Below are 24,003 nucleotides of genomic sequence, written 5' to 3' on the forward strand. Positions count from 1 at the left end.
ATAAATAACCCACTAATCCTATAGGAATTATAAAAGAGATGAGGGATTACGTTTGTTTCTACAAATCGAAGCTGTTTCCAAATCATTTGCAGGAGATTCAGGAACCGATTATCCTGTGTTTTCTGACCTTGATTTAGCTATATCAGAAAATCAATTTGTTGCATTGCTGGGTCCATCAGGCTGTGGAAAATCCACGTTACTCTCTATGGTAGCTGGACTTGAATCGATTTCTAAGGGGCGCATTGCACTAGAAGGCAATGCTATCGAAGCCCCTGACACAGACCGTGGAATGGTCTTTCAAGAAGGTGCCATTTTTCCGTGGTTGAGTGTTAAAGAGAATGTCATGTTCCCTTTAAAGGGGACCATGTCTAAAGAGCAGGCTTCTCAAGTAGCGGATCGCCATTTGAAAATGGTTCATTTAAGCCGATTTAAGACGAATTTCCCTCATGAGTTATCAGGAGGCATGCAGCAGCGTGTTGCCATTGCTCGTGCTCTAGCGATGGATCCGAAAGTGTTGCTGATGGATGAGCCCTTTGGAGCGTTAGATGAGCAAACACGCCATATCCTTCATGAAGAATTAATGAAAATATGGGAGGAAACAAAAAAAACAATCGTGTTCGTCACGCACAGCATCCAAGAGGCCATCAAATTGTCAGATCGAGTCGTGGTTATGGGAACGCGTCCTGGCCGGATTATTGCTGACTTTGATATCGATATCCCCCGGCCGAGACAAAGAAGTGATGAAAGAGTCATTGAAATTGAAGAACGGATTATGAGTCTTTTGGAAGTTGAAATTCAAAAAGTGCTGGAGGAAGAACTGGATTATGATACTGCTTATTAAACGCTTATTATTTATCGTTGTAGTCGTAGGCATTTGGCAGTTAGTCTATTCCAGTGGTGTTTTTCCTGATGTCGCTTTTCCGTCTCCATCGCAGGTTGTTGAAGCGCTGTATACAGGTTTTGCAGATGGAGAGTTTGTTCATGCACTGCTTGCCAGTTTCAAACACTTAATTATCGGCCTTACGTTGGCGATATTGATTGGAACATTGTTGGGCGTTTTATTAGGGAAATCAAAGCAAGCTAATGATATAGCGGGCATGTACTTAGTCTCGTTACAGAGTATCCCCAGTATTGTGTGGGTACCGCTCGCTATATTGATATTCGGTTTTAATGAATTGTCTGTCATCTTCGTTGTCATTTTAGGGGGCACATTTGTGATGGCTCTGAATGTCAGGACCGCGATTCACAGCGTGCCTCCTACATTTATAAGAGCGGCCCGTACAATGGGGGCTCACGGCATGAATTTATTTTTTAAGGTGGAAGTACCTGCGAGTCTGCCGTATTTTGTCAGTGGCTTGCGGCTTGCCTGGGCGTTCAGCTGGCGTGCCTTGATGGCTGGCGAACTCTTGAGTAATGGGCCGGGACTCGGCTATTCGCTTCGATATGCGATGGATTACGCACTAATGGAAACGGTCATTGGCATCATTATCATCATCGGGGTTATTGGCTCCGTTGTTGACCAATTAGTATTTTCAAAAATAGAGAAACACGTGATGAAACGCTGGGGACTTACTAAATAATAGGGAGGAGCATTATACGTGAAAAACATAATGAGGCTAATATCAGTTCTATCGTTGTCACTGCTATTAACTGCTTGCGGAGGAGACTCTGAAACGCAAGGAGACGGAGGTAATGATGAAATTGTCATCGGTTATTTTCCGAACATTAATCATGTGGCCGGTATGGTAGCTGAAGAAAAAGAGATGTATGAGGAAACCCTTCCGGATGGCACGGAAGTCAATTATAAATATTTTCCTGACGGCTCCGCTTTCATGACAGCGATCGAAACAGGAGATATTCAAGGCGGGCTAGTTGGTCCGGGGCCAGCCATGAACCATTTTACCAGCGGTGCTGAGATCAACGTTGTTGCAGCTGGTTCTACAGGAGGAACGGTGATCATGGCTCGAAATGGCTCAGGAATCAGTTCGCCTGAAGATCTCAAAGGGAAGACGTTTATTTCACCGCGTGTTGGGTGCACCCATGATGTTCAGTTTGAAACCTTGATGAAGCGCGAGTATGGCATTACCTCTAACCGCATCAATGGAGAGATGAAGCACGTCACTGGGAAGCCGGCTACGTACTCGAATATGTTTGCTTCTAACAAAGTCGATGTGGCTACTGTACCTGAACCCTGGGCGTCGTCCATTGAAGAAAACGGTGAAGGAAAAGTCCTTGTCGATACCCCGAATGTAGCGTTTGGAGAAACCCTTCCAGCTGCTGTATTTGTCACGTCTAATGATTTGGTAGAAAACGACCCTGAGTTGGTTCAAAGCCTTGTGGACAGTCATAAACAAGCAACCGAATTTATTCAGGATAACCCGGAAGAGGCTAAAACGCTTGCGATCAATAAAATTAAAGAAATCACGGATCAAGAGCTTTCACAAGCGGTCATTGATAACGCATGGGAGCGCATTGATTTCACCTATGATGTGTCTGCAGAGCACCTGCAAAATTTTGCGGATGCATCGTATGAATTAGAATTCTTGAAGGAACAACCTGATCTAGAAGGGTTAGTGGACACAACCTTCATAGAAGAATAATGGTCCAAACAAATGCGGGTCGGACAAAACCAAAATATAAAACACAAAAAATCCGAACATTTCAATGAAATCGTTCGGATTTTTTGTGTTTTAAGGAGGTGTTCAACGACCACTCCGTCAAAACACGTTGCTTTCCACGGGCAAGGTCTCAGGCTTCCTCGAAAAGCAAAGAACGCTTTTCTGCAGGATCTTCGGCTCGCGCTGTTCCCGTGGGACTCTACGTGTTTTGACTACGCTCATGAACATTGTTGAATATACGTTCAACAATGTTCGTTTTTTTTTACCTCTGATTTACTTGCGTCTTAATCTCATTTTTTGTCATGCATGCGTTGGCTCATTTGATTTCTTAAAACTGTGCATCATCCACATGCCGATGTCCCGAAAACCGAGTCGTTTGTAGATTTTTCCTGCCTCAGGATTATCATAAAATAAACAAAGCATTTTTCCTTCTGCGAGGACATCCCTGCATAGATGTACCATACACTGGGAGGCCAGTCCTCTGTGTTTATAGGCATTCAGTGTACAAACACCGACGACCATGGCGGATTTCGTATTTTCAGCTGTTGTAGAAGCGGAAGACACGATAGCATCGTCTTGCTTAATGTAATAAGTCCTTGCTACTCCGCGTTCCATCCCGTTACGCATACTTTCCTCTTGTCCTGCTTCTGGTGAGAATTCAGGAATTTGTCTTTGCATAGCAGCTAATTGGGGAACGTCAGCTAATGTTGCTTTTTGAACATCAGAATTTTGGTCTAACTTTTTCAATTGCTCAGAAGAATCGCATTTTGCGTAATACAGCTCTCGATTTTCGTCGGCTTGTTTCGAGATGTATGGAAGAATTGATTCAGCTATTTCTCTGATTCCGGATAACATGCGGAATTCTGAATCGTGATTAATAATGTCTGCGAACCCTTCAGCATCAAAAGGTTGATCCGCATAGGCAATGTAATTGCCGTAATACTTGAGAAGGACAGCTTTTAAACGGCCATCATCTGAGAAGTCACCATATAGCGTTTGGAAGCTCTCCTCATAGCCGAAAGCCTCAATATCTCCAATAATAAACAAGTTCTCAGCTGGTTTTTGGTGAATCAATGCCTGACAGGCTGCATCATCTTCAGCCGTTAATTTTCTAATCATCAGCTCGCCCTCCTTAACAGTAAATTGTAAATAATCTTACCAAATTTTATGGAAATTGCAAGATGTTTGACCAGATTAACTTTCGTTAAAATCGCCATTTTTGGTCAAACTAACAGAAAGCTGTAAAGGAGGTTGATAACGTGTCCGTTCTAGTTAGGTTCATGCTTCTCCTGACGATCATCATTGTATGCGGTTTTGAAGGAACTACAAACAAAGGCGAGATTACGTACCGAATGGAACAGATTAACGAAGTGACCAATGATTTTGAAATTCATGTGGATTACCCCATTTTTGAAAAGATGACAAATCGTACCCTTGAAAAGGAATCCAACTATAAAATCAAAGATTATATTGATGGTAAAGTAAACAAAGTCGAAAAGCTTGCCAGCGAAACGATGGGGTTCCCGATTTTTTATTATGGGGAAACCGAAGTTGTGAAGGATATTGATTTTTATTCCGTGCTCCTTACGAGTAACATTTCCTGGGAAAACCATTATCAGTCGCAAGTAAAATCATTTAACTTTTTTAATAAACCCGAAGCAACAATTGCAACATTGGAGGAACTAACCAATTTTGAAAAATTGACAGAAGAAGTGAAACGTGAGCTGGCAAAAGACCCCGAAGTGTATAATGTGAAGGACTTCAAAACGTTACGAGAGGATACAGCTTATTATTTGAAAGATGGGGACATCGTCCTTGTGTTCAATAAATATGAAATTGCACCTGGTGTTTACGGTAACCCGGAAATTACAATTCCCTATAGCCGAGTGAAAGCGAAAATGCCCAAAGTACAGGAAAATGAAGGACCTCTATTTAATTAATATGGTAATCCACAAGGTTATGCACAGTAGTTAGCCTGATAAAATAAGTCAGAATTGAGTTACCCACACTTTCCACAGCGAATGTAAAAAATATTACTAACAGGACTTAATTTAAAAAAGGTATAAGACACTAGGGTTTAGTGTGGTTATCAACACTGTGCACAGGCATGTGGATAAAGTTGTGCGCAGTGTTTTCTTATGCTTCCAGAATATCCTCTGAGGGCTGACTTTGCAGATAATGAAACAAAAATTGGTCCTTTGTGATTGCGAACAAATCAAAGATATCATCTGTCTGATTGATCCATGTAAAGATATCAGGAAACAGATCATTGCCTAATGAGACGTAAGGGATTTTTAATGCAGCGTGCATAGAGCGGAGATTAGTCTTTCTTATTTTCATAAAGATTGCTTCTATCCCGGATTCAACGAATAATTCTTCAAAGAATGCTTCTTTAGCGAGACGATTGTAGCCTTTTCCAAAGTAGGGCTGACCAATCCATGTTGCGAGAAAGCCTTTATTGTCTTGAATATCAAACAAGTTGATCGTACCGATGGGTTGCTGCCATTCATCCATAATGGTACGGGAGATCAATTCTCCGCGTTCTTCTGCTTCAAGCGTCTGCTTGGTTAAGAAATAAAATTCATCACTTGTGGATGCTTTATGTCTCACGTAAGGGTACACCTCCGGATGATTCATCAGCTCAAATAAAACGGGGGCATCGTGAAGCTCTCTTTTTTTCAGCATTAAAAATCCCTCCTTATCTTTAAGGAGGGCAGGCAGGACAAAAAGACATATGAAGCACATGGGTCTGCCCACCCTCGAATTTTTATCAGTTGCACACAAAAATCCGGGGTGGGAATCGAACCCACTAGAACCAGCACTTGCTGGTGGCGCACCATTTGCCTTCCCTATTGTCGAACGCTGAGCGCATGTGTCGCACTCGATTTAAGCTAATCATAATCGATTTTAACGTAAAAGAAAATAGGCATTTAATAAATTTTCCCCAAAAAATTTTTGCACATGAATAAGGCCTTTATTGGGAAGCAATTGCTTATAATTCCACGCGTGAGAATCCCCAAAACAAAAGAAACATCTATGCAGATTCCTTCCATATTTCTTGTCACTGTAACGTCTATTCATTAATTTTTTCCACAAAAAAACCCTGACACACCTTATCCCACGTTCGAATACCTGGAATAAGCCGTAGCAGGGCATAGACTAAAAAATTACTTAGGGGTAAGTCTTTATTAGGTTATGTGAGCCAGCTCAGATGGTGATTCATTCATTTGAACAACGAATGGATTTTGCAGCGTTAAGCAGAAAATACGATGTCGCCGTTGATCATGGTCCAGACAGGTTTAGCCATAAACTCAAATGGATGGTGATTCCATAAAACCAAGTCTGCATCTTTGCCGATTTCGATGGAACCGATTCTGTCTTCTACACCGAGGTTGCGTGCGGGGTTGATCGTAATGCCGCGCAGGGCTTCCTCTACACTCAATCCTTCTCTGGCAGCAAGAGCAGCGCAAATGTTCAAGTATTGGATCGGCGTATAAGGATGATCTGTTGTAATCGAGACGTGCAAGCCATGCTCGTGCAGAACGCGGTACGTTTGCCACGTTTTATTTTTAAGTTCGATTTTGGACATTCTGGTAAACGTTGGACCGACCGACACATGTAAATTCCGACCTTGCAGTTCGTCGACAATTAAATGGCCTTCCGTACAGTGCTCCAAGCGCAGATCGAGATCGAATTCTTCAGCAAACCGGAGGGCGGTGATCATATCATCTGCCCGGTGTGCATGGACGCGGATAGGAATGTCTTTATTCAACGCCTGGAGTATGGGTCTGATTCTTAAATCGTCAGGATGGTCGTTATACTGAGCTTTATAAAATGTCTCTCTTAACATCCCCATGATGCCAAGCCGTGTGATCGATGCATTTTTTGACTGCGAATGAACACGTTTAGGGTTTTCACCCAATGCGATTTTGAGGCCGGCAGTTTCTTTCAACAGCATGGAATGAATATGTTTTCCGACCGTTTTTATGACAGAGGTTGTGCCCCCGATAATGTTGGCACTTCCCGGCATAATATGGGCGGTGGTGACTCCGAGTTTCCTCGCTTCAGCGAAAGCGGGATCGAGCGGATGTGCGCCATCCATCGCTCTCAGATGCGGGGTCATCGCTTCGATGGTTTCGTTAGCATCGCTTCCGGCCCAGCCGGTTCCTTCATCATAAAGGCCGAGATGCGTGTGCACGTCCACAAACCCCGGGAAAAGGTGCTGGCCGTTGCCATCAAGTTGTTTATAGTCTTGCGGTTTAGTAACAGTGGGCCCGACTTCCTTAATTTTTCCTTCGTTAATCAATATTTCGCCATTCTTAATGACAGGACGCGTAACAGGGTGGATGGTGACATTCGTAATTACCGTTTGCATGAGTCCCTAGCCTTTCTATGCTTATTACTGCTATTATACGCTATTTGAGGTCAAAAGGTGGAAAAAAAGCTTGAAAACAATCCGATTGTTTTCAAGCAATTCTACGTTATTGATGTTGACGACTAAGCAAATTCTCCAGGGCAGGTTTCAGTTCAGGGTACCTAAACGTATAGCCTAGCGCTGTGGCTTTTTTAGGAACAACGGATTGGCCTTCCAACAACAAGGTGCTCATTTCACCTAGTGATGTTTTTAATGCGAATGATGGAGCGGGCATCCAGTGTGGACGGTGGAGAACATCCCCGAGAGTCTCGCCGAAGTCTTTATTTCGCTTCGGCTGCGGTGCCGTGACATTAATTGCTCCTTTGACGTCTTTATTTTTTATCGCAAAGGTAATAAGGCCGACGACATCGTCAATGTGGACCCAGGACATCCACTGTTCGCCACTTCCGATACGTCCACCAACCATCATCTTGTAAGGCATCGCCATTTTAGGCAACGCGCCTTGTTCGCCTAGGATGAGACCGAAACGCAAAAAGGTGGTTCTGACGCCTTTTTTACTGGCTTGTTCAGCACGCTCTTCCCATTCTGCCGCGACATGGGCCAAAAAGTCATCGCCGGGTGTTTCAGTATCCTCTGTGAATGTTTTGGTGGTAGATGGACCATAAAACCCGACAGCAGAGGCATTCACCAGCACTTCTGGCGGCTCTGTCATTGTATGAATCAAATTCATGACGCCTTCGGTGGCTTTTATGCGACTATCCATAATCTCTCTTTTTCGTTCTTCTGTCCAACGGCCGCTGTTGAGCGATTCTCCTGCCAAGTTCACAATTGCATCGAGTTTTGGCAGGTGGGTCTCAGGGTTAAACTCTCTTTTTAACCAGCCAATATGCGTCACACCAGCCGTGTCTTCGTGACTGGTAGGGTGACGGGTCAGAATATAAACATGATGACCTTCGCTGACCAATCGGTGTGTTAAGTGTTGGCCGACAAAACCTGTTCCGCCTGTGATAGCAATATCCATTGCAACATTCCTCCTCGTTAACTTATCGTTTATAGCACAGCCATTTCTGAAGCCACTTCGTTGCCAATCATGATAAAATGGTAAAAAAGAGGTGGAATCAGTGACGAAAATTACACGGATCACAACTCAGAAAAAGAATAAAAATCGCTTTAATGTATTCCTTGATAGAGGTCATGGCGACACCTACGGTTTCAGTGTCAGTGAAGATATTCTCGTCAAAGAACAGCTGCGCAAGGGGATGGAGCTTGACGACGCTGCCATTGCGTCGCTCGTCAAACAAGATGATGTACATAAGTCCTTTACCCTTGCAATCAACTATTTAAGCTACAGAATGCGGTCTGAAAAAGAAATCCGCGATTACCTGGAGAAGAAAGAAGCAGATCCAGAGCAAATTTCCGAAGTCGTCGCACGACTTCGGAAAGAGAGCTTGTTAGATGATCAGGAGTTTGCCAATTCCCTCGTGCGCACCCGTATTGAAACCTCCAGCAAAGGTCCGCTCCTCGTCAAAAAGGAACTGATCGAGAAAGGCGTTGACGCGGCCAAGGCTGACACAGCGTTAGGTCATTACCCGTTCGATAAACAATATGAGAAAGCATTGAAATTTGCGGAGAAAAAAATTCGATCGGATGGAAGGAAATCATTTAAACAGCAGGTGCAAGCTGTGCAGCAGACCTTGATGCAAAAAGGGTTTACCGGGGATGTTGTACAGGAAGTGCTCGCCAATTTACCAGAAGGCCATGAGGAGAAGGATGAATGGGAGGCTGTTGTCTATCAGGGGGAAAAGGTGCTGAGAAAATATGAAACAAAGGCAGAAGGTGTGCAATTAAAACACAAGATTAAAGGGGCATTGTATCGTAAGGGGTTCAACTACGACTTGATTGAGCAATTTCTTGACGAGTTTGTCGAGGAGCCGTAACAGCAATAAAACCGCTGCCTGTACATGTTAGAGGGCAGCGGTTTTGGTCAGGCTATGATCTCTTTCTTTCGTAAGTCAGCGATGGCTTCATGAACATGGTCAACGACGTGATTGGCTTTGACTTTGACTTCTTCCGGAGCGGTGGACATGGCATAACTGTTCGGTGTTAACTCAAACATTGAAATATCGTTGAATGAATCACCAACACAGGCAATCTCCTCACTTGCAAATCCTGCATTTACGAGTAAGGCCCTGAGGCCATTTCCTTTATTGATGTTTTTCGGCATCAAATCCACACATGTTTCATGGGAAATGAAACTATCCAATTCTCCTTCAAATTGGGTAGCGACACTTTCATAGGCATTTTTTACGTCAGCTGCTTTGCCAAACAGCGAAATTTTTGACGGATTGATGGTCTGACCGAATTGCGTAATCAAATCGGCATCCACGGTAATATCATGGACCATTTGGCTTGAAATAAGATCCACCCATTTATTATGTTCTTCAGTGTAGGTACCAGTAGCAGTTGACACTGTTTTGACCATCGGCTGCTGAGCGATGCCCTCCATCACCTTACGGGCAAGGTGGCTGTCAAATGTCTTGGAGTGGATATGCTGGTCACTTTGATCATAGACGAACGCTCCGTTCTGGCTGATGCGGTGGGCCGGGTGATTGAAACGCTTCAATATTTCTACAATTTCCAAATCCATGCGCCCCGTGGCGATCGCTAATTCCACCCCGTCAGTTGCTAACGACTGGAGTGCCGTAATATCATCATCGTTAATGTATTGATTCATGCCGAGTAACGTACCATCTAAATCACTGACAAATAACTTTAACATGTTTGAATCTCCTTTCTGGACTTAAGGAAGCCCTTGTAAAAGTCACTTTTGAGATTTACGATATAGATTGTACACCTTGGAAGCGCTTTTAGACAAAGCAGAATGATTATGAGAAAGTACAGGTGGGGGAAACGTATGAAAGAATCCGTTACGATTGAAAAAATATTAAATAACAATGTTGTCATCGCCGAACACCCCACCTACCATGAAGTCGTGTTGATTGGAAAGGGGCTCGGGTTTAATCGAAAGCATGGGGACAAGGTGGATCTCGATCACGCCGATAAGACGTTCCTGTTAAAAAATGAGCAGGAAAAAGAGCAATATGTCAATCTGCTCCCTTACGTAGAAGAAGATTTTCTCGATTTTATGAACGATATTCTCGTTCATATTGAAAAGCGCATGGGCATCAGTTTGAATGAACATATCCATGTTGCGTTAACGGATCATTTGGCGTTTGCGATCAATCGGGCGCAAAATGGAATGCAATTCTCGAATCCTTTTCTAATCGAAATTGAATCGCTTTACTCGAAAGAATATCAGATTGCACATGAAGTCGTGGCGATGGTCAAAGAACGGATGGATATTGATTTTCCAGAAGGAGAACTCGGATTCATAGCCTTGCATATCCATAGCGCTGTGACGGACAAATCTTTACGCGATATTAATCGCCATAACCAGCTGATCTCTAAATTGATCGCCATTATCGAAGACAATATAGATGTGAAAATAACAAAACAAAGCATCAACTACCATCGCCTCGTTCAACATCTTCACCGGGTCATTGACCGTATTTATCTAGAGGAACAAGGAATGGAAGAATTAAAACTCGGCGAGATGTTGAAGAACGAATACCCTGTATGTTACAATTTAGCATGGAAATTGATTAAAGTTATGCAACGGCAACTGAATAAACAAGTAGATGAAGCCGAGGCGATCTACCTCACCATTCATCTGCAGCGTTTAACGCAATAACCGTTTTTATACGTGTTACTGATCAGATCAGGCATGAGTATAGAAAGGTTCATGGTTTACCGAAGGGATTCGTGTATCCTTTTGGGTCCGGGACCTTTCTAGCTCATGCCTTTTTTAATGGAGGATTATGAAAACGGTTTAAAGTTGGCCTTAGCATAGCAAAAAATTAAAGGGAGGAACTGACATGTTCAAGAATGCTTTTGGTACATTGCAAAAAGTCGGTAAAGCCTTAATGCTGCCTGTTGCATTATTACCTGCGGCTGGTATTTTATTGGCCTTTGGAACAAGCTTTGCGCAAGAAGATTTTGTTGATCGCGTACCTTATTTTGGAACGCCATGGGTACAGCAACTGCTTGAAGTCATGGCTGAATCTGGGGGGATCGTATTTGATAACTTACCCCTTTTATTCGCCGTAGGTGTAGCGATTGGCTTGGCCAATGGGGACGGTGTTGCCGGACTTGCTGCAATCATCGGATACTTAATTATGAACGTTACGATGGGGGTTCTCGGTGATGTAACCGCAGAGATGACCGAAGACCCTGCGTATGCAGAGATGCTGGGCATTCCGACACTGCAGACCGGTGTGTTCGGCGGTATTATCGTTGGTCTTTTGGCCTCGTTCTTATATCGGCGGTATTATAATATCGAATTGCCTCAATTCCTTGGGTTCTTCGCCGGCAAACGGTTCGTTCCGATCATAACGGCGTTTTCCTCGTTATTCTTAGGTATAATCATGCTATTATTATGGCCTTATGCTCAAAACGGATTGAATGGTCTATCTCATTTGATGTTGAACGGTAACATTCACGTTTCTGCTTTTTTCTTTGGTGTAATTGAACGTTCTCTCATCCCATTTGGATTGCACCATATTTTCTATTCACCTTTCTGGTTTGAATTCGGCTCCTATACGAACGCAGCTGGTGAAATTGTGCGAGGAGACCAGCAGATCTTCTTTGCTCAAATGCGTGATGGTGTCGAAGAATTTACAGCGGGTACCTTTATGGTTGGTAAATTCCCGTTCATGATGTTTGGGCTACCCGCTGCGGCACTCGCCATCTATCACACAGCGAAGCCAGCACGTAAAAAAGTTGTGGCTGGTATTATGGGGTCAGCCGCTCTTACTTCCTTCTTAACAGGGATCACAGAGCCGATCGAATTCTCGTTCTTATTCGTGGCACCCCTATTGTTTGGTATTCATGCTCTGTTTGCCGGTGTTTCGTTTATGACGATGTCATTGCTCGATGTCAAGATTGGCCAGACGTTCTCAGGCGGATTGATTGACTTCATTCTCTTCGGCGTCCTGCAAAATAAAACGCCATGGTGGTGGGTGATTATAGTTGGTCTGATCTTCTCTGTCATTTACTACTTCGGTTTCAGGTGGGCGATTGAAAAGTTCAATTTAGCCACCCCAGGCCGGGAAGATGAAGCTGAAGATGCCGATGACGACGGGGAAGTAGGGGACTTACCGTTCGAAATCCTCGAAGCCATGGGCGGCCAGCAGAACATCTCGTATCTTGATGCATGTATCACACGGTTGCGCGTGACCGTTAACGAAGTCGACACCGTGGATAAAAACCGATTGAAAAAACTGGGCGCATCCGGTGTCATGACGGTTGGATCTAATATCCAAGCTATTTTTGGCCCTGTTTCGGATTCGCTGCGCGGTCAAATGCAAGATATAATCGATGGAAAAACGCCACGTTCGCGTGATGACGCATCTGAAATGACGAACGAACGAAAAGCAGCTGAAACCCCGGTCGAACATGGGGATCTGAATTTTGTAAGTCCGTTAAAAGGAGAAATCATGTCAATTTCTGACGTGCCTGATCAGGTATTTTCTGATAAAATGATGGGAGATGGCTTTGCAATTAAACCGGAAGATGGTAAGATAGTTTCGCCGGTAAAAGGCAAAGTGTTGAACGTCTTCCCAACGAAGCATGCTATCGGTCTCGAAGCAGAAAACGGTATGGAAATTCTGATTCACATCGGAATCGATACGGTAAGCTTGAAAGGGGAAGGCTTTGAAGCGATGATCGAAGAAGGCGACGAAGTGAAGCAAGGCCAGGCTTTGATGCAGGTAGATATTGATTATGTATCAGAACATGCCACTTCAATTGTCACACCGATTGTCTTTACAAACCTCCAGGAAGGTCAGGAAGTTCATGTGAAAGCTTCAGGGCGCGTTCATCATAATGATGCAGATATTATTAAGATTAATAACAAATAAAGGAGAATGATTATGGCTGAACAAACGATGACGATTACAGCTGCTGATGGGCTCCACGCTCGACCTGCCACATCACTTGTTCAAGTTGCAGGGCAGTATAAGTCCGATATTAACTTGGAATATAACGGCAAAGCGGTGAATTTGAAGTCCATTATGGGCGTGATGTCTCTTGGCATCCCGAATGGTGCTGACATTAAAATCACAGCTGAAGGCGATGATGAGCAAGAAGCATTGGATGCTGTTGTCGGCAAGGTAAAAGAAGAAGGACTGGGCTCGTAACAGCTCAACTGAAAATGACCATCACACTGTATGCAGAGGTGATGGTCATTTTTTACGTTTTATTCCTTGCTGCTTCCCTGTGCCTGCATCACAGAATAAATGAAAAAAGATTCTCGTCCAATCAACCAATTCAGCGGATTGGAGGAGAATCTTTTTTAAGTATTAGGAGTCGATGATGATCTCAGCACGGCCGTCGTCTTCCCGATACATTTGCTCGGCCACTTGTTCTGGTCCTTTTAACTGCTCAGGGTTTGTCACATGGTTGTTGTCTTTCCAAAAAGGCGTGTTCATGCCTCCCATGTAAACCGCTGTAGCCGTGGTGGCGGAAGTTTCCCATTCTTTTTGGAGACTTTCAGTAAACCCACACAATGCAAACTTACTTGCACAGTAAACACTCTCTTTAACTTTACCACGCAGCCCTGCAGTCGAAATGATATTCAGGACTTTTCCGTTCGATTGCTGTAATAGAGGCAACGATGCTTTGGTCATAAGGATCGTTCCTTTGACATTGGTATCGAGCATGGTTTCAATGTCTTCCACCTGGTAGGTTGATAATTCACCGAAAATACCGATGCCAGCATTGTTTATTAAAATGTCGATAGCATCGATTTGTTTGAGTGCTTCTTCTACCGAAGCGGGTTCAGTTACATCACAAACAAAGCAATCTGCAGCTCCGCCTTGAGCTATAATATCTTTTTTGACGAGTGCCAATTTTTCTTCGGTTCGACCGAGTAAAATGACCTGGTGATCTTGACTGGCATATTGCTTTGCGATTGCCCGTCCAAGTCCTGATCCTGCCCCAGTGATCACAACAGTTTTCATGATTCTCCCCCTTGATTCGTAAGTCTCATCATTCCTATTGTGAACAATCGTTGTTAAAATGTAAATGGTAGCAAAAAGGAGGTATTCAAAAAATGGAACGGCGATATAGCGATTACACGTATGAAGAACTCAGGCAGGAAGTAGCCGAGTTAACGGAAAAGGCACGAAAAGCGGAACAATTTGGCATGGTAAGTGAGTTCGCTGTCTATGAACGGAAAATCGTCATGGCGAAATCGTATATGATGGATCCTGATGAATTTCAGCCAAGGCATACGTATGAAATTAACGGAGACCCCGGCAGTAATTTTTATATTGATTATATGAATGGGATTTTTGCGTGGGGCTACCGCAAGGATCAATCGGGTCACAAGACGAGTGAGCGGGAAGAGGAAGCACTCCCGATTGCAATGCTTGGCCAGCAAGTGGACGTATAGCAATAAAGGCTGCCCCAATTCATGTTGGGGCAGCCTTTATGAGATGTCACGTCCGTTTTTTCATTTGGACCTGCGTGATGATCTCGGACTGTGACTGTTGTGTCTCGCCGTTGACTTGTTGGGAAGCATGCTTCGGGTTTGCTCGTGGAGACGAGAATGGGCTTTTATAGTCACCTGTGTGTTTAGCCATTGGTCTCACGCTCCTGGTCGTCTTGAGAAGAGCGGCGCATGCGTTCCTGCGGTTTGGAGTTGATGGTACCATTCGGGCGCAATGCTTGGTTTTCTGTTTTCGTCAATGGTTCGCTTTGCATTTTTTTATTTGGGAAATCTTTCGCTTTATTACGCAATATGATCCCTCCTAAAATCGCACATATGTTATGTGCAACCTTAGTTTGCACGGAACATTTATGCTTATGTGATAGGATGGGCAGCAATGATTACCACTTCGGAGGTGATGAATATGGAAGACATTTTTGACCGACTTGCAAAACAGCTCCACGCTAAGAATGAAACGCTCTCAGCGGAAGAAGCAAGAACATGGGTGGAGTTGTTGTGGGAAGATTTTGAAAGCACAAGAGCTAAAGCAGGTAGAACGTACGAAGGAAAAGACGTGACGGAAAACATTGTCATGCACTGGATTGAGCAGTACGGCGCTCACCTGCATCATATAGCATCCAACTATCCAAAATACAAAGATAAATTTAAGCGAGAATCATAAGAGGAATGATGACGGAGCGGTCATGGCACACCACAAAAATGCCGAACTTCAAAAACATCGTTCGGCATTTTTGTGTTCTATTCCGTTTTATCCCCGTCTCACCCATTTGAATGAGGCATGGGTTCAAGTTTATTTTGCAGCTTTTCTTCAGTGAAGACCCAACCTGTGTAGGAAGTAAGGATTTTCATGTCATCGCCGTGCATATCATCAACTTGGGCAAGGGCCACAAAAGGGTAACGTCCATTCGAACGGTAACGCAGATCGATGAATCGAACTTCAGTGTATTCGTCGTGATAACTCATTTCATAACGGTACACCGGTGAAAACGAAAGAAAGGCCTTGATGTTATCGTCCGTCATGGCCATTTGCATAACAGGGTCTTCATAAGGGATGGGCCGATTGGGAAACTCATCCAGAATGCGGATGTGCCCATCTTCGGAGCGGCCCACGTAGTAAGCATCGGTTGTGGTAATGGCTAAGCGCCATACATTTTGTTTGATTGTAGGAGCCGTCGCAATTTGTTCGACGTTATCAAAATTTTCATGAACCAATCGTACCATTTCACGTTTATCAAAATATCGTTTAACATAATATAAGGCGATAACGAAATAAATGAGAAACCATGTGTAGGCAGGGTTAGCTCCGATGTTCCATGCTACGATGCCTGCAATGTGCATGAGAAAAATATACGGATCGAACGTATTGATGAAGCCGTACGCCACCCATCGGTTTGAAAACGGACGGTACGCCTGGGTGCCATACATATTGAACACATCTACAAAAACGTGCAGGATGACGGCCAAAAACGTCCAAAGCCATAAATGAAAAAAACTGACTTCCGGCACAAATAAATGAATCAGCCATGATATCCCGAGTCCCCAGCCAATAACGGCAGGTATAGAATGGGTGACACCTCTATGGTGACGGATATATACGGCATTGTTTCGAAGTTTCAGTACGGTGTCAAAGTCAGGGGCATAAGAGCCGACCAGTGTGCCGACCAGCACGGCGTTGAATAGCTCTGGGTTGTTTTGAACGGCTGGATCGATCGTTGCAATTCCGCCCAGAGCGACCCCCATGACAATGTGGGTGCCAGTGTCCATGAAGCTTTCCTCCTTTGAGGATTCTCTTATTATTAAGTGTATCAGAAGGGTGAACCACCATGAAAAATAAAGAAGCACATATTCACACGATGATTGACCAATTTGATCGAAGCCAGTTTCGTCAGGATCTGATTGACTGGTTCTACGCTGAACAAAGGATTTTACCCTGGCGCGAAAACCAGGATCCTTACCGCGTCTGGGTCTCTGAAATCATGCTTCAGCAAACCCAGGTTGATACAGTCATTCCCTATTTCCATCGATTTATGGAGAAATTTCCTACGTTGGAAGCCCTGGCATCAGCTGATCAGCAGGACGTGTTGAAAGCGTGGGAGGGTCTAGGATACTATTCCCGCGCTCGAAACCTTCAAACTGCTGTTCAAGAGGTGGTGGCGCATTACGATGGAAAAGTTCCCGATGACCCTCGACATTTAGGCAATTTGAAAGGTGTAGGACCCTACACAAAAGGGGCTATACTAAGCATCGCTTATGATCGCCCGGAACCTGCAGTAGATGGGAATGTCATGCGGGTACTTTCTCGTCTTCTTCTCATCGATGAAGATATCGCGAAGCCCGCCGTGAAAAAAATGTTCGAAAGCCTGGTTAGAGAGCTCATCTCAACGGATGATCCTTCAGCTTTCAACCAAGGGCTTATGGAGCTAGGCGCCATGGTATGTACACCGAAAACGCCGGCATGCATGTTATGTCCTGTACAACATCATTGTCGTGCATTTGCTGAAGGCATGGAAACAGAACTTCCCGTAAAGAAAAAGCAAAAAAAGCAAAAACGCATCCCGTATATATCACTCTTGATCAAAGATAAACAAGGCAACGTTTTAATTGAAAAGCGGCCAGAGGAAGGGCTGCTCGCCAATCTATGGCAATTTCCTATGGTTCCGCTTCTTGATGTGGATAAGCATCACCTTAATAATTGGTTCTATGGCGAATACGGTCTTCACATTAAGACAGGTGAGCAAATTGAGCATATCAACCATACCTTTTCTCATATCATCTGGGAAATGGACGTACTGGACGCTCGTGTTATGGGCGGAGCATTAGACAAGCAGCATGCCTGGTTTGTTTCACCGGACAGCCTGCATGACTACCCGTTCCCTGTCTCTCATCAAAAAATATTAAAGCATATTTGAGGGTCTATTATCTAATAAGCCCGCCTCTGTTTTCTATTTCGTGGTTGATTTCCCGTAATATCGTGGTACCTTCCTGATTCAGGTAAGGAGCCATCTGGGAAAGGGAAAAATGAAAAAATCGCAGCTCTTCATCATGCCAGTCTGATTTTGCCTGCATCGAGAGCTCGGTCATGTCCCGAACATTGTCCATTTGCATCGCCTCCTTACTTAATATTTAGTATAAACGCTCAATGTAAGCCTCATTCAAATTCGGAAGAAAATGCAGATGAATTTTTTTATCCCAGTGAATGAATTTTGGGAGTTTGTACACAATAATATTTGCGGAGGTGATAATGATGGCTAAAAATCAACAGAATCAACCAAACAAAACAGCTGCTGGTACTGACAAACAACAAGTACGTCAGCAAAATCAACAAGCTGCCCAGAAAAAACAGCAACAAAACCAACAGGCTGGTCAACAACAATACGGAACTGAATTTGCTTCAGAAACTGACGCACAACGTGTTCAGGAGCAAAATCAAAAATCCGAACAGAAAAAGAAATAACTTTTTCTTTTTGTTATCAGTTTGAATTGAGTTGAGGTTGATTCCGATTCTTGGAATAAGCCTGCTTTAGAATCCCCCGAGCACAATAGAGTCATCCAGAGTCCTTCTGGGTGGCTCTATTTTTGTTTTTGGAGTGTTATTATAAAAGCATTCGATGTTCAAAATGGAAAAGGGAAACTCGCCATGAGAGAATCCTCAGCACTTTTATTTTCAATTGGACTTACATATCGTTATAATAGGTAAAAGACAAATCAGAAAGTATCGTGGTACTTATTGAAAGAAGGGAGATCGCATGGCTGGCCCGCAATCTGGTAAACGAATCGAAATACAAAGCTATAAGCATAATGGGAGACTTCATCGTGTTTGGGAGAGTACAATGGTATTGAAAGGAACACGAAACGTCGTCATCGGGGCAAATGATCGGACCCGGGTAACCGAAAGTGACGGTAGAATTTGGGTAACCCGCGAGCCGGCGATCTGTTATTTTCATTCTAAGCTATGGTTCAATGTCATCGGAATGTTAAGACAGGATGGCGTATATTATTATTGTAATATCAGTTCACCTTTTGTCTACGACGAAGAAGCGCTCAAGTATATTGATTATGACTTGGATATCAAAGTGTTTCCAGACATGACCTTTAAACTGCTTGATGAAGACGAATATGAGCAACATAAGAGAGAAATGAATTACCCCAGAGTCTTGGATCGGATTTTATATAACAACATTGATACGTTGGTTCGGTGGATCAGGCAGCGTAAAGGGCCGTTCTCCCCGGAATTCATTGATCAATGGTATGAGCGGTATTTAACGTATCGTTAATCTGAAAAAAATGTCCGGAGGGATCGGGACTGTCTCAAGGTTTGACTCAACCTTCAGGAGGCAGTCCCGTCCTTTTTGATTACTTAGGAAACTATAAAATTCGCGTGGGGGTAACACATACCTAATAAGCCACGTCCGGCTCCAGCGCCCAGCTTCTCGCGACATAAGCAACCCACCCTGCGGAAGGAAAGACCACCTTCCTCCTGGTGTTTTGCTTATGCGTGTCGGGGCTCTCGGGGCGCTTGCGCCATTGTTCTTAGGGCTCGGGGAAGAAAGAGGTGAGAGAATTGGGAAGCATTAATCGCTATATGGAGTTTGTGAAACCATACAAAGGAAAAATAGCACTTACGGTATTGGTGGGCATCGCTAAATTCAGTATTCCACTGTTGATGCCGTTAATTATAAAATACGTCATTGATGATATCATTAATGCTGATTCACTCAGCCAGTCCGCTAAACTTGATCAATTACTCTGGATTGTCGGAGGAGCATTTTTTATCTTTCTTGTGCTCAGACCCCCGATCGAATACATCCGGCAATATCTTGCGCAGTGGATTGGCAATAATATTTTATATGATATCCGTGATAAATTATTTGATCATATCCAACGATTGAGTTTACGCTTTTATTCTCAGACCAAGACGGGAGAAATCATTTCCCGTGTGATTCATGACGTAGAGCAGACGAAGACCTTCGTGATCACCGGGTTGATGAACATTTGGCTGGATATGATCACCATTGTGATCGCCGTGATCATTATGATGACCATGAACTTCTGGCTGGCCATTGTAGCTATTTCATTATTCCCGCTCTATGGCCTGGCTGTTAAATTCTTTTACGCTAAACTGAGACGCCTGACGCGCGATCGGTCGCAAGCGCTGGCCCAAGTCCAAGGGCACTTGCATGAGCGGGTGCAAGGCATGCCGGTAATCCGCAGTTTCGCTTTAGAGGATTATGAGCAGGGTCAATTCGACAATCAAAACAGCAACTTTTTAGATAAGGCTTTGAAACACACGAATTGGAACGCCTACACGTACTCTGTCACCAACACGATTACGGACTTGGCACCTCTGCTTGTCATAGCATTCGCAGGGTATCAAGTTATATCCGGATCGCTCTCGGTCGGGACAATGGTGGCTTTTGTCGGGTACATGGACCGCGTTTACAACCCGTTGCGCCGTTTAGTGAACTCTTCTACGGTGTTAACGCAGTCCATCGCCTCCATGGACCGCGTGTTTGAATTCATCGATGAAAAATATGATATCAAGGATAAACAAGACGCCAAAACCTTAGACCATGTCGATGGCAAAGTGACCTTCGATCACGTACATTTCCGTTATGGAGATGAAGAACCTAACGTCCTGAATGGCGTCAGACTTGATGTCGAGCAGGGTGAAACCATTGCATTCGTCGGGATGAGCGGAGGCGGTAAGTCCACGTTAATCAGTTTAATCCCGCGTTTCTACGACGTTACAGACGGGAGAATTCTAATTGATGGCAAAGATATCCGTGACGTCAAAGCCCGGTCATTACGAGATAAGATCGGGATGGTGCTGCAGGATAATATTCTGTTCAGTGAATCGATCGCGATGAATATAAAGATGGGCGACCCTGATGCTAAAGATGAAGATATGGTGGAAGCAGCTAAAGCGGCCAATGCTCATGACTTCATCATGGAACTTCCATATGGTTATGATACGCTAGTCGGCGAACGCGGAGTGAAACTGTCAGGCGGTCAAAAACAACGCGTAGCTATAGCACGTATCTTTTTGAAAAATCCGCCGCTATTAATATTGGATGAGGCGACATCGGCTCTTGATTTAGAGAGTGAAAGCCTTATACAAGAGGCGTTTGAAAAGCTTGCCTCTGATCGTACGACATTTATCGTCGCGCACCGGCTTTCGACCATTACGCACGCTGATCGGATCGTCCTCGTTGAAAATGGCGAAATAAAGGAATCAGGTTCTCACCAGGAACTGATGAATTTGAAAGGCAACTATTACAACCTGTACCAGGTACAAGAATTGGATGACAATAAAACGGAATATATGGGAACTTAACTGGTTTCTAGGAAAATAGAGCAAAACAAAGACCAAATCAGATGGCGATTTGGTCTTTGTTTTATTGTTCCGTTTTAAGATGTTTTTCGTGATGGAACTTTTGATAGCTTTGCAAAATCCGTTTCAAATGTTCGAGTTGATAATGATACTCCATTAATTGGGACGCAAGCGGAAGAAAGGCTAACTTTTCTGAGTTATTGCTCTCTTCGTAAACTTTGATCAATCGATCAACGATCATGGGGATGTCAGGTTTGGAAATTTCCCTTAAGGCTTGTTTGTGCGTCTCCTTGACGCGGCCCATTAAGCTGAGAACCAATTTTTCATGCGCATGCATTACCTTATCCAATTCCTGTACTAAGGCGTCCTGGAATTCCTCAGGGATGTGCTCGATCTTACCTCCCAGACGGTAAAAGGTTTTTAAGACATCGAGTGATTTCTTCGTCGTAATGATCAATTGCCGAAACAAAACCAATTTCCGTGATTTGGAGAACCGTTTTCGCTTTGAATACGTGCGTTCTTCCGTAAATAACAAATACGTATGATCAATCCAGCGAATATCATCCTGGATACGGTTAATTTCGTATTTGAGTGCCGGTTCATCTGATAAATGGCGGATGGTGACCCGCAGCCACTGTAAAATATCATTGGTGGTGTATTCAATTTTGCCGAAAAGCCGTGTTTCGTACCGGGGTGGAACGAACACGAGGTTGACAATGAATGCAGCTAAAATACCGATGATGAGTGACGTGAAACGGGAAGCGGCAAAATAGATGAATGTCTGATCTGTCGAATCCATTAGGGCAATAACAGCCACGACAGCTAACGTAATGGTGTTTTCGTTCATTTTTAAATTCATGGTGACACCAATGACGATAATAATGGCAAAGGCCACCACGAACGGGTCGTTACCCAGGGTGAACACCGCTGCAATAGCGATGAGAGCTCCGATAATATTGGCCTGAACTTGTTCAACAATTGATTGATACGACCGATATATGGACGGTTGTATCGAAAATACGGCAGCAATAGCTGCAAATATAGGAGAAACAAATCCGAATAAAGACGCTGTGTATAGCGCCACAGCCACAGCAAGTCCTGTTTTCATCATGCGAGCTCCGAGTTTCATCGCGTGCACCCTCCTTTGCCTAAAACCTGCGTACAAAAATTATCCTCCATTATTATATACCTTATAAACCCGCTCCGCTAGAAAAGATGATACTAAAAGAACGATTAAAAGAGGCTAGGTCGATCCAGTTCTAGGGGGATGTTAATACTCAGTATGGATTACTTTTGGGCCCTTTACGGTAAAAAATTTGGGACGGCTGGGAAACAACTCGCTTTCCTGCGGGGGAACTGGCAAGCCTCCTCGCTCGCTTCGCTCCCTGCGGGGTCTCGCCAAGCCCCTTCTCCCGCGGGAGTCTCGTCATTTCCCAGCCATCCCCTCCTTAAGTTGGCGAACGGCACCACCTATGATGAGAAAGCGTGCGCAGACCGAATAGCATCTAGAGGCTACTATAACGTCGTTTGTGCAAACGGATAGTAAGAAATTCTACTTGGCTATAGTGTTTCCACTCCACTTTAGAGTACGCTTCCCAACATCAAACGCACCTTGAAACCTCGAAAGTTATCCTTTCAGATAAATGCTTATTTAATGAACAAGCCCTCACTTTCATGCTCATTCTTCGGACGATAGTGCCATTTTCTCAAATGAGTTCGCTACGGCTTGGATGGTGGCGTGAATATCTTGTTCTGTATGTGCAATCGTCAAGAACCATGCTTCAAATTTAGAAGGCGCTAAATTGATTCCTTCACGCAGCATGAGTTTAAAGAATTGGGCGAACATGTCACCATTTGTACTTTCTGCATCTTCATAGTTTTCGACAGGGTCCTCGGTGAAATACAACGTCAGCGCACCTTTTAACCGGTTAACTGTAACTGGAATCGCGAAACGTTCTGCCTGATCGAGGATACCCTCTTCGAGTAACGCCCCCAGCCGGTCCAATTCTTCATACAATCCGTCCTGACGAAGGACTTCCAGGCATGCTATTCCTGCTGCCATTGATGCGGGATTCCCTGACATCGTCCCCGCCTGATAGGCCGGACCTAGCGGGGCTACTTGCTCCATAATGTCGGCTCGGCCACCGTAAGCACCGATGGGGAGCCCGCCGCCGATTATTTTCCCCATCGCTGTCATGTCAGGTTCGACATCCAGGAGTTGTTGGGCGCTTCCATACGTAAAACGGAATGCCGTAATGACTTCATCATAAATGACCAAAGCGTTATGCTCGTGGGTAAGACGATTGACCTCTTCAAGAAAGCCTGCTTTTGGTTCAACGATGCCGAAGTTCCCTACTATAGGTTCGACGAGAACGCCAGCGATTTGATCGCCATATTGGGCAAGGGCTTGTTTGAATGGTTTGATTTCATTAAAAGGAACGGTGATGACGTCTTCAGCAATCGATTCAGGAATACCTGCTGAATCGGGCGTGCCGAGTGTGGCCGGGCCGGACCCTGCTGCTACGAGCACAAGATCTGAATGACCGTGATAACAACCTGCAAACTTAATGATTTTATTTCGTCCCGTATAGGCGCGAGCTACTCTGATGGTGGTCATGACAGCTTCTGTACCTGAATTGACGAAACGAACTTTTTCTAATGATGGGATAGCTTCCTTCAACATCTTGGCAAAACGATTTTCAAGCACGGTGGGCGTCCCATATAGAACCCCGTTTTGAGCAGCTTCTGTAATCGCTTTTGTAATGTGCGGATGAGCGTGTCCCGTGATAATGGGGCCATATGCGCCTAAGTAATCGATATACATATTCCCGTCTACGTCATAAAAATAGGCACCATTTGCTTTATCCATATAAACAGGTGTGCCGCCACCCACTCCTTTATAGGCGCGGGAAGGGGAATTGACGCCGCCGACAATATGTTCCTCAGCTTCTTTATATAACGCTTCTGATGTGGTGAAATTCATAGCTTGTCCCTCCAAATAATTGCTTCATAGCCATTGTAGCATGTTTGCATGCCAGGGGAAGATAACCTGCGTCTTCTCATCAAGACATAATTAAAACTCCCCTCCATGATGAAGGGGAGTCACAAA

The 24,003-nt window shown here is 44.2% G+C and carries 26 protein-coding genes; 14 read left to right on the top strand and 12 right to left on the bottom strand.

All coding sequences use genetic code 11. The annotated features are described in order from the left end of the window. Nucleotides 1–52 precede the first annotated feature (52 nt). From HOP45_RS17630 to HOP45_RS17640, 3 genes are read left to right on the top strand one after another with little or no spacing between them, the layout of a single operon-like run. Nucleotides 53–841 carry an ABC transporter ATP-binding protein gene (locus HOP45_RS17630; RefSeq protein WP_181350699.1) on the top strand — a complete coding sequence of 263 codons (789 nt, stop codon included), beginning with the start codon at nucleotides 53–55 and terminating at the stop codon, nucleotides 839–841. Next, entirely contained in the window at nucleotides 825–1,580 is a 756-nt protein-coding gene (locus HOP45_RS17635) for an ABC transporter permease (RefSeq protein ID WP_181350700.1), read from the top strand. Before HOP45_RS17630 ends, HOP45_RS17635 begins: the two co-directional genes overlap by 17 nt. A 30-nt stretch (nucleotides 1,581–1,610) precedes the next feature. Further along, on the top strand, nucleotides 1,611–2,600 hold the full coding sequence (locus tag HOP45_RS17640; protein WP_219914672.1) for an aliphatic sulfonate ABC transporter substrate-binding protein: 990 nt from the start codon (nucleotides 1,611–1,613) through the stop codon (nucleotides 2,598–2,600). Nucleotides 2,601–2,918: 318 nt separating this feature from the next. On the opposite strand, the gene HOP45_RS17645 is transcribed toward HOP45_RS17640, so the two are convergent. Beyond that, on the bottom strand, nucleotides 2,919–3,737 hold the full coding sequence (locus HOP45_RS17645) for a GNAT family N-acetyltransferase (RefSeq protein WP_181350702.1): 819 nt from the start codon (nucleotides 3,735–3,737) through the stop codon (nucleotides 2,919–2,921). Nucleotides 3,738–3,877: 140 nt separating this feature from the next. Between HOP45_RS17645 and HOP45_RS21055 the strand changes: the two genes are divergently transcribed. After that, the gene (locus tag HOP45_RS21055) at nucleotides 3,878–4,558 is read left to right on the top strand and encodes an RsiV family protein (RefSeq protein ID WP_181350703.1); all 681 of its coding nucleotides are present in this window, start codon (nucleotides 3,878–3,880) and stop codon (nucleotides 4,556–4,558) included. A 196-nt stretch (nucleotides 4,559–4,754) separates the two neighbouring features. Here the strand turns inward: HOP45_RS21055 and HOP45_RS17655 are convergent, their stop codons facing one another. The 3 genes from HOP45_RS17655 to HOP45_RS17665 form a co-directional block, all read right to left on the bottom strand. After that, a complete protein-coding gene (locus HOP45_RS17655) occupies nucleotides 4,755–5,303 on the bottom strand; it encodes a GNAT family N-acetyltransferase (protein ID WP_181350704.1) in 549 nt (182 codons plus the stop codon). Between the two features lie 568 nt (nucleotides 5,304–5,871). Further along, a complete protein-coding gene (locus HOP45_RS17660) occupies nucleotides 5,872–6,993 on the bottom strand; it encodes an amidohydrolase (RefSeq protein WP_181350705.1) in 1,122 nt (373 codons plus the stop codon). A 106-nt stretch (nucleotides 6,994–7,099) separates the two neighbouring features. Continuing rightward, nucleotides 7,100–8,014: a TIGR01777 family oxidoreductase gene (locus HOP45_RS17665; RefSeq protein ID WP_181350706.1), complete on the bottom strand. Its 915-nt coding sequence runs from the start codon at nucleotides 8,012–8,014 to the stop codon at nucleotides 7,100–7,102. A gap of 100 nt (nucleotides 8,015–8,114) precedes the next feature. Between HOP45_RS17665 and recX the strand changes: the two genes are divergently transcribed. Then, the gene (gene recX, locus HOP45_RS17670) at nucleotides 8,115–8,930 is read left to right on the top strand and encodes a recombination regulator RecX (RefSeq protein WP_181350707.1); all 816 of its coding nucleotides are present in this window, start codon (nucleotides 8,115–8,117) and stop codon (nucleotides 8,928–8,930) included. Nucleotides 8,931–8,977: 47 nt separating this feature from the next. Here the strand turns inward: recX and HOP45_RS17675 are convergent, their stop codons facing one another. Further along, a complete protein-coding gene (locus HOP45_RS17675; protein WP_181350708.1) occupies nucleotides 8,978–9,772 on the bottom strand; it encodes an HAD family hydrolase in 795 nt (264 codons plus the stop codon). Nucleotides 9,773–9,907: 135 nt separating this feature from the next. On the opposite strand from HOP45_RS17675, the gene glcT reads away from it, so the two are divergent. The 3 genes from glcT (at nucleotide 9,908) to HOP45_RS17690 (ending at nucleotide 13,250) form a co-directional block, all read left to right on the top strand. After that, entirely contained in the window at nucleotides 9,908–10,744 is an 837-nt protein-coding gene (glcT, locus tag HOP45_RS17680) for a glucose PTS transporter transcription antiterminator GlcT (protein WP_181350709.1), read from the top strand. A 184-nt stretch (nucleotides 10,745–10,928) separates the two neighbouring features. After that, complete coding sequence (ptsG, locus tag HOP45_RS17685) at nucleotides 10,929–12,971, top strand: glucose-specific PTS transporter subunit IIBC (RefSeq protein WP_181350710.1); 2,043 nt, start codon at nucleotides 10,929–10,931, stop codon at nucleotides 12,969–12,971. A 12-nt stretch (nucleotides 12,972–12,983) separates the two neighbouring features. Continuing rightward, nucleotides 12,984–13,250, top strand: a complete 267-nt coding sequence (locus HOP45_RS17690; RefSeq protein WP_181350711.1) for a phosphocarrier protein HPr — start codon at nucleotides 12,984–12,986, stop codon at nucleotides 13,248–13,250. Nucleotides 13,251–13,412: 162 nt separating this feature from the next. Here the strand turns inward: HOP45_RS17690 and HOP45_RS17695 are convergent, their stop codons facing one another. Beyond that, nucleotides 13,413–14,072: an SDR family NAD(P)-dependent oxidoreductase gene (locus HOP45_RS17695; RefSeq protein ID WP_181350712.1), complete on the bottom strand. Its 660-nt coding sequence runs from the start codon at nucleotides 14,070–14,072 to the stop codon at nucleotides 13,413–13,415. Nucleotides 14,073–14,164: 92 nt separating this feature from the next. Here HOP45_RS17695 and HOP45_RS17700 point away from each other — a divergent pair, with 92 nt between their 5' ends. After that, entirely contained in the window at nucleotides 14,165–14,506 is a 342-nt protein-coding gene (locus HOP45_RS17700) for a YfhH family protein (protein WP_181350713.1), read from the top strand. 46 nt (nucleotides 14,507–14,552) lie between these two features. Here HOP45_RS17700 and HOP45_RS17705 read toward each other — a convergent pair whose 3' ends face one another. Both HOP45_RS17705 and sspK read right to left on the bottom strand, forming a co-directional pair. Beyond that, entirely contained in the window at nucleotides 14,553–14,696 is a 144-nt protein-coding gene (locus tag HOP45_RS17705) for a YpzG family protein (RefSeq protein WP_181350714.1), read from the bottom strand. Further along, entirely contained in the window at nucleotides 14,689–14,856 is a 168-nt protein-coding gene (gene sspK, locus HOP45_RS17710) for a small acid-soluble spore protein K (RefSeq protein ID WP_370458063.1), read from the bottom strand. The genes HOP45_RS17705 and sspK overlap by 8 nt, the downstream gene beginning before the upstream one ends. 83 nt (nucleotides 14,857–14,939) lie before the next feature. On the opposite strand from sspK, the gene HOP45_RS17715 reads away from it, so the two are divergent. Then, nucleotides 14,940–15,224 carry a YfhJ family protein gene (locus HOP45_RS17715; protein ID WP_370458062.1) on the top strand — a complete coding sequence of 95 codons (285 nt, stop codon included), beginning with the start codon at nucleotides 14,940–14,942 and terminating at the stop codon, nucleotides 15,222–15,224. 98 nt (nucleotides 15,225–15,322) lie between these two features. On the opposite strand, the gene HOP45_RS17720 is transcribed toward HOP45_RS17715, so the two are convergent. Further along, nucleotides 15,323–16,327 (bottom strand): metal-dependent hydrolase, encoded by a 1,005-nt coding sequence (locus HOP45_RS17720; protein ID WP_181350716.1) that lies wholly within the window; start codon nucleotides 16,325–16,327, stop codon nucleotides 15,323–15,325. A gap of 59 nt (nucleotides 16,328–16,386) precedes the next feature. Here HOP45_RS17720 and mutY point away from each other — a divergent pair, with 59 nt between their 5' ends. After that, nucleotides 16,387–17,472: an A/G-specific adenine glycosylase gene (mutY, locus tag HOP45_RS17725; protein WP_181350717.1), complete on the top strand. Its 1,086-nt coding sequence runs from the start codon at nucleotides 16,387–16,389 to the stop codon at nucleotides 17,470–17,472. A gap of 7 nt (nucleotides 17,473–17,479) precedes the next feature. Here the strand turns inward: mutY and HOP45_RS17730 are convergent, their stop codons facing one another. Further along, nucleotides 17,480–17,662, bottom strand: coding sequence for a hypothetical protein (locus HOP45_RS17730; RefSeq protein ID WP_181350718.1), 183 nt, complete (start codon nucleotides 17,660–17,662; stop codon nucleotides 17,480–17,482). Nucleotides 17,663–17,807: 145 nt separating this feature from the next. On the opposite strand from HOP45_RS17730, the gene HOP45_RS17735 reads away from it, so the two are divergent. From HOP45_RS17735 to HOP45_RS17745, 3 genes are all read left to right on the top strand, one after another. Next, nucleotides 17,808–18,017 carry a gamma-type small acid-soluble spore protein gene (locus HOP45_RS17735; RefSeq protein ID WP_181350719.1) on the top strand — a complete coding sequence of 70 codons (210 nt, stop codon included), beginning with the start codon at nucleotides 17,808–17,810 and terminating at the stop codon, nucleotides 18,015–18,017. Between the two features lie 292 nt (nucleotides 18,018–18,309). Beyond that, nucleotides 18,310–18,837 (top strand): nucleoside tri-diphosphate phosphatase, encoded by a 528-nt coding sequence (gene ntdP, locus HOP45_RS17740; protein WP_181350720.1) that lies wholly within the window; start codon nucleotides 18,310–18,312, stop codon nucleotides 18,835–18,837. 287 nt (nucleotides 18,838–19,124) lie between these two features. Continuing rightward, a complete protein-coding gene (locus HOP45_RS17745; RefSeq protein ID WP_304650485.1) occupies nucleotides 19,125–20,897 on the top strand; it encodes an ABC transporter ATP-binding protein in 1,773 nt (590 codons plus the stop codon). A 61-nt stretch (nucleotides 20,898–20,958) separates the two neighbouring features. Here HOP45_RS17745 and HOP45_RS17750 read toward each other — a convergent pair whose 3' ends face one another. Next, entirely contained in the window at nucleotides 20,959–22,023 is a 1,065-nt protein-coding gene (locus HOP45_RS17750; protein ID WP_181350721.1) for an FUSC family protein, read from the bottom strand. Between the two features lie 549 nt (nucleotides 22,024–22,572). After that, the gene (locus HOP45_RS17755) at nucleotides 22,573–23,877 is read right to left on the bottom strand and encodes a glutamate-1-semialdehyde 2,1-aminomutase (protein WP_181350722.1); all 1,305 of its coding nucleotides are present in this window, start codon (nucleotides 23,875–23,877) and stop codon (nucleotides 22,573–22,575) included. Nucleotides 23,878–24,003: the final 126 nt, after the last annotated feature.

It is taken from the genome of Thalassobacillus sp. CUG 92003 (assembly GCF_013618635.1).
In the GTDB taxonomy this organism is placed as follows: Bacteria; Bacillota; Bacilli; order Bacillales; family Halobacillaceae; genus CUG-92003.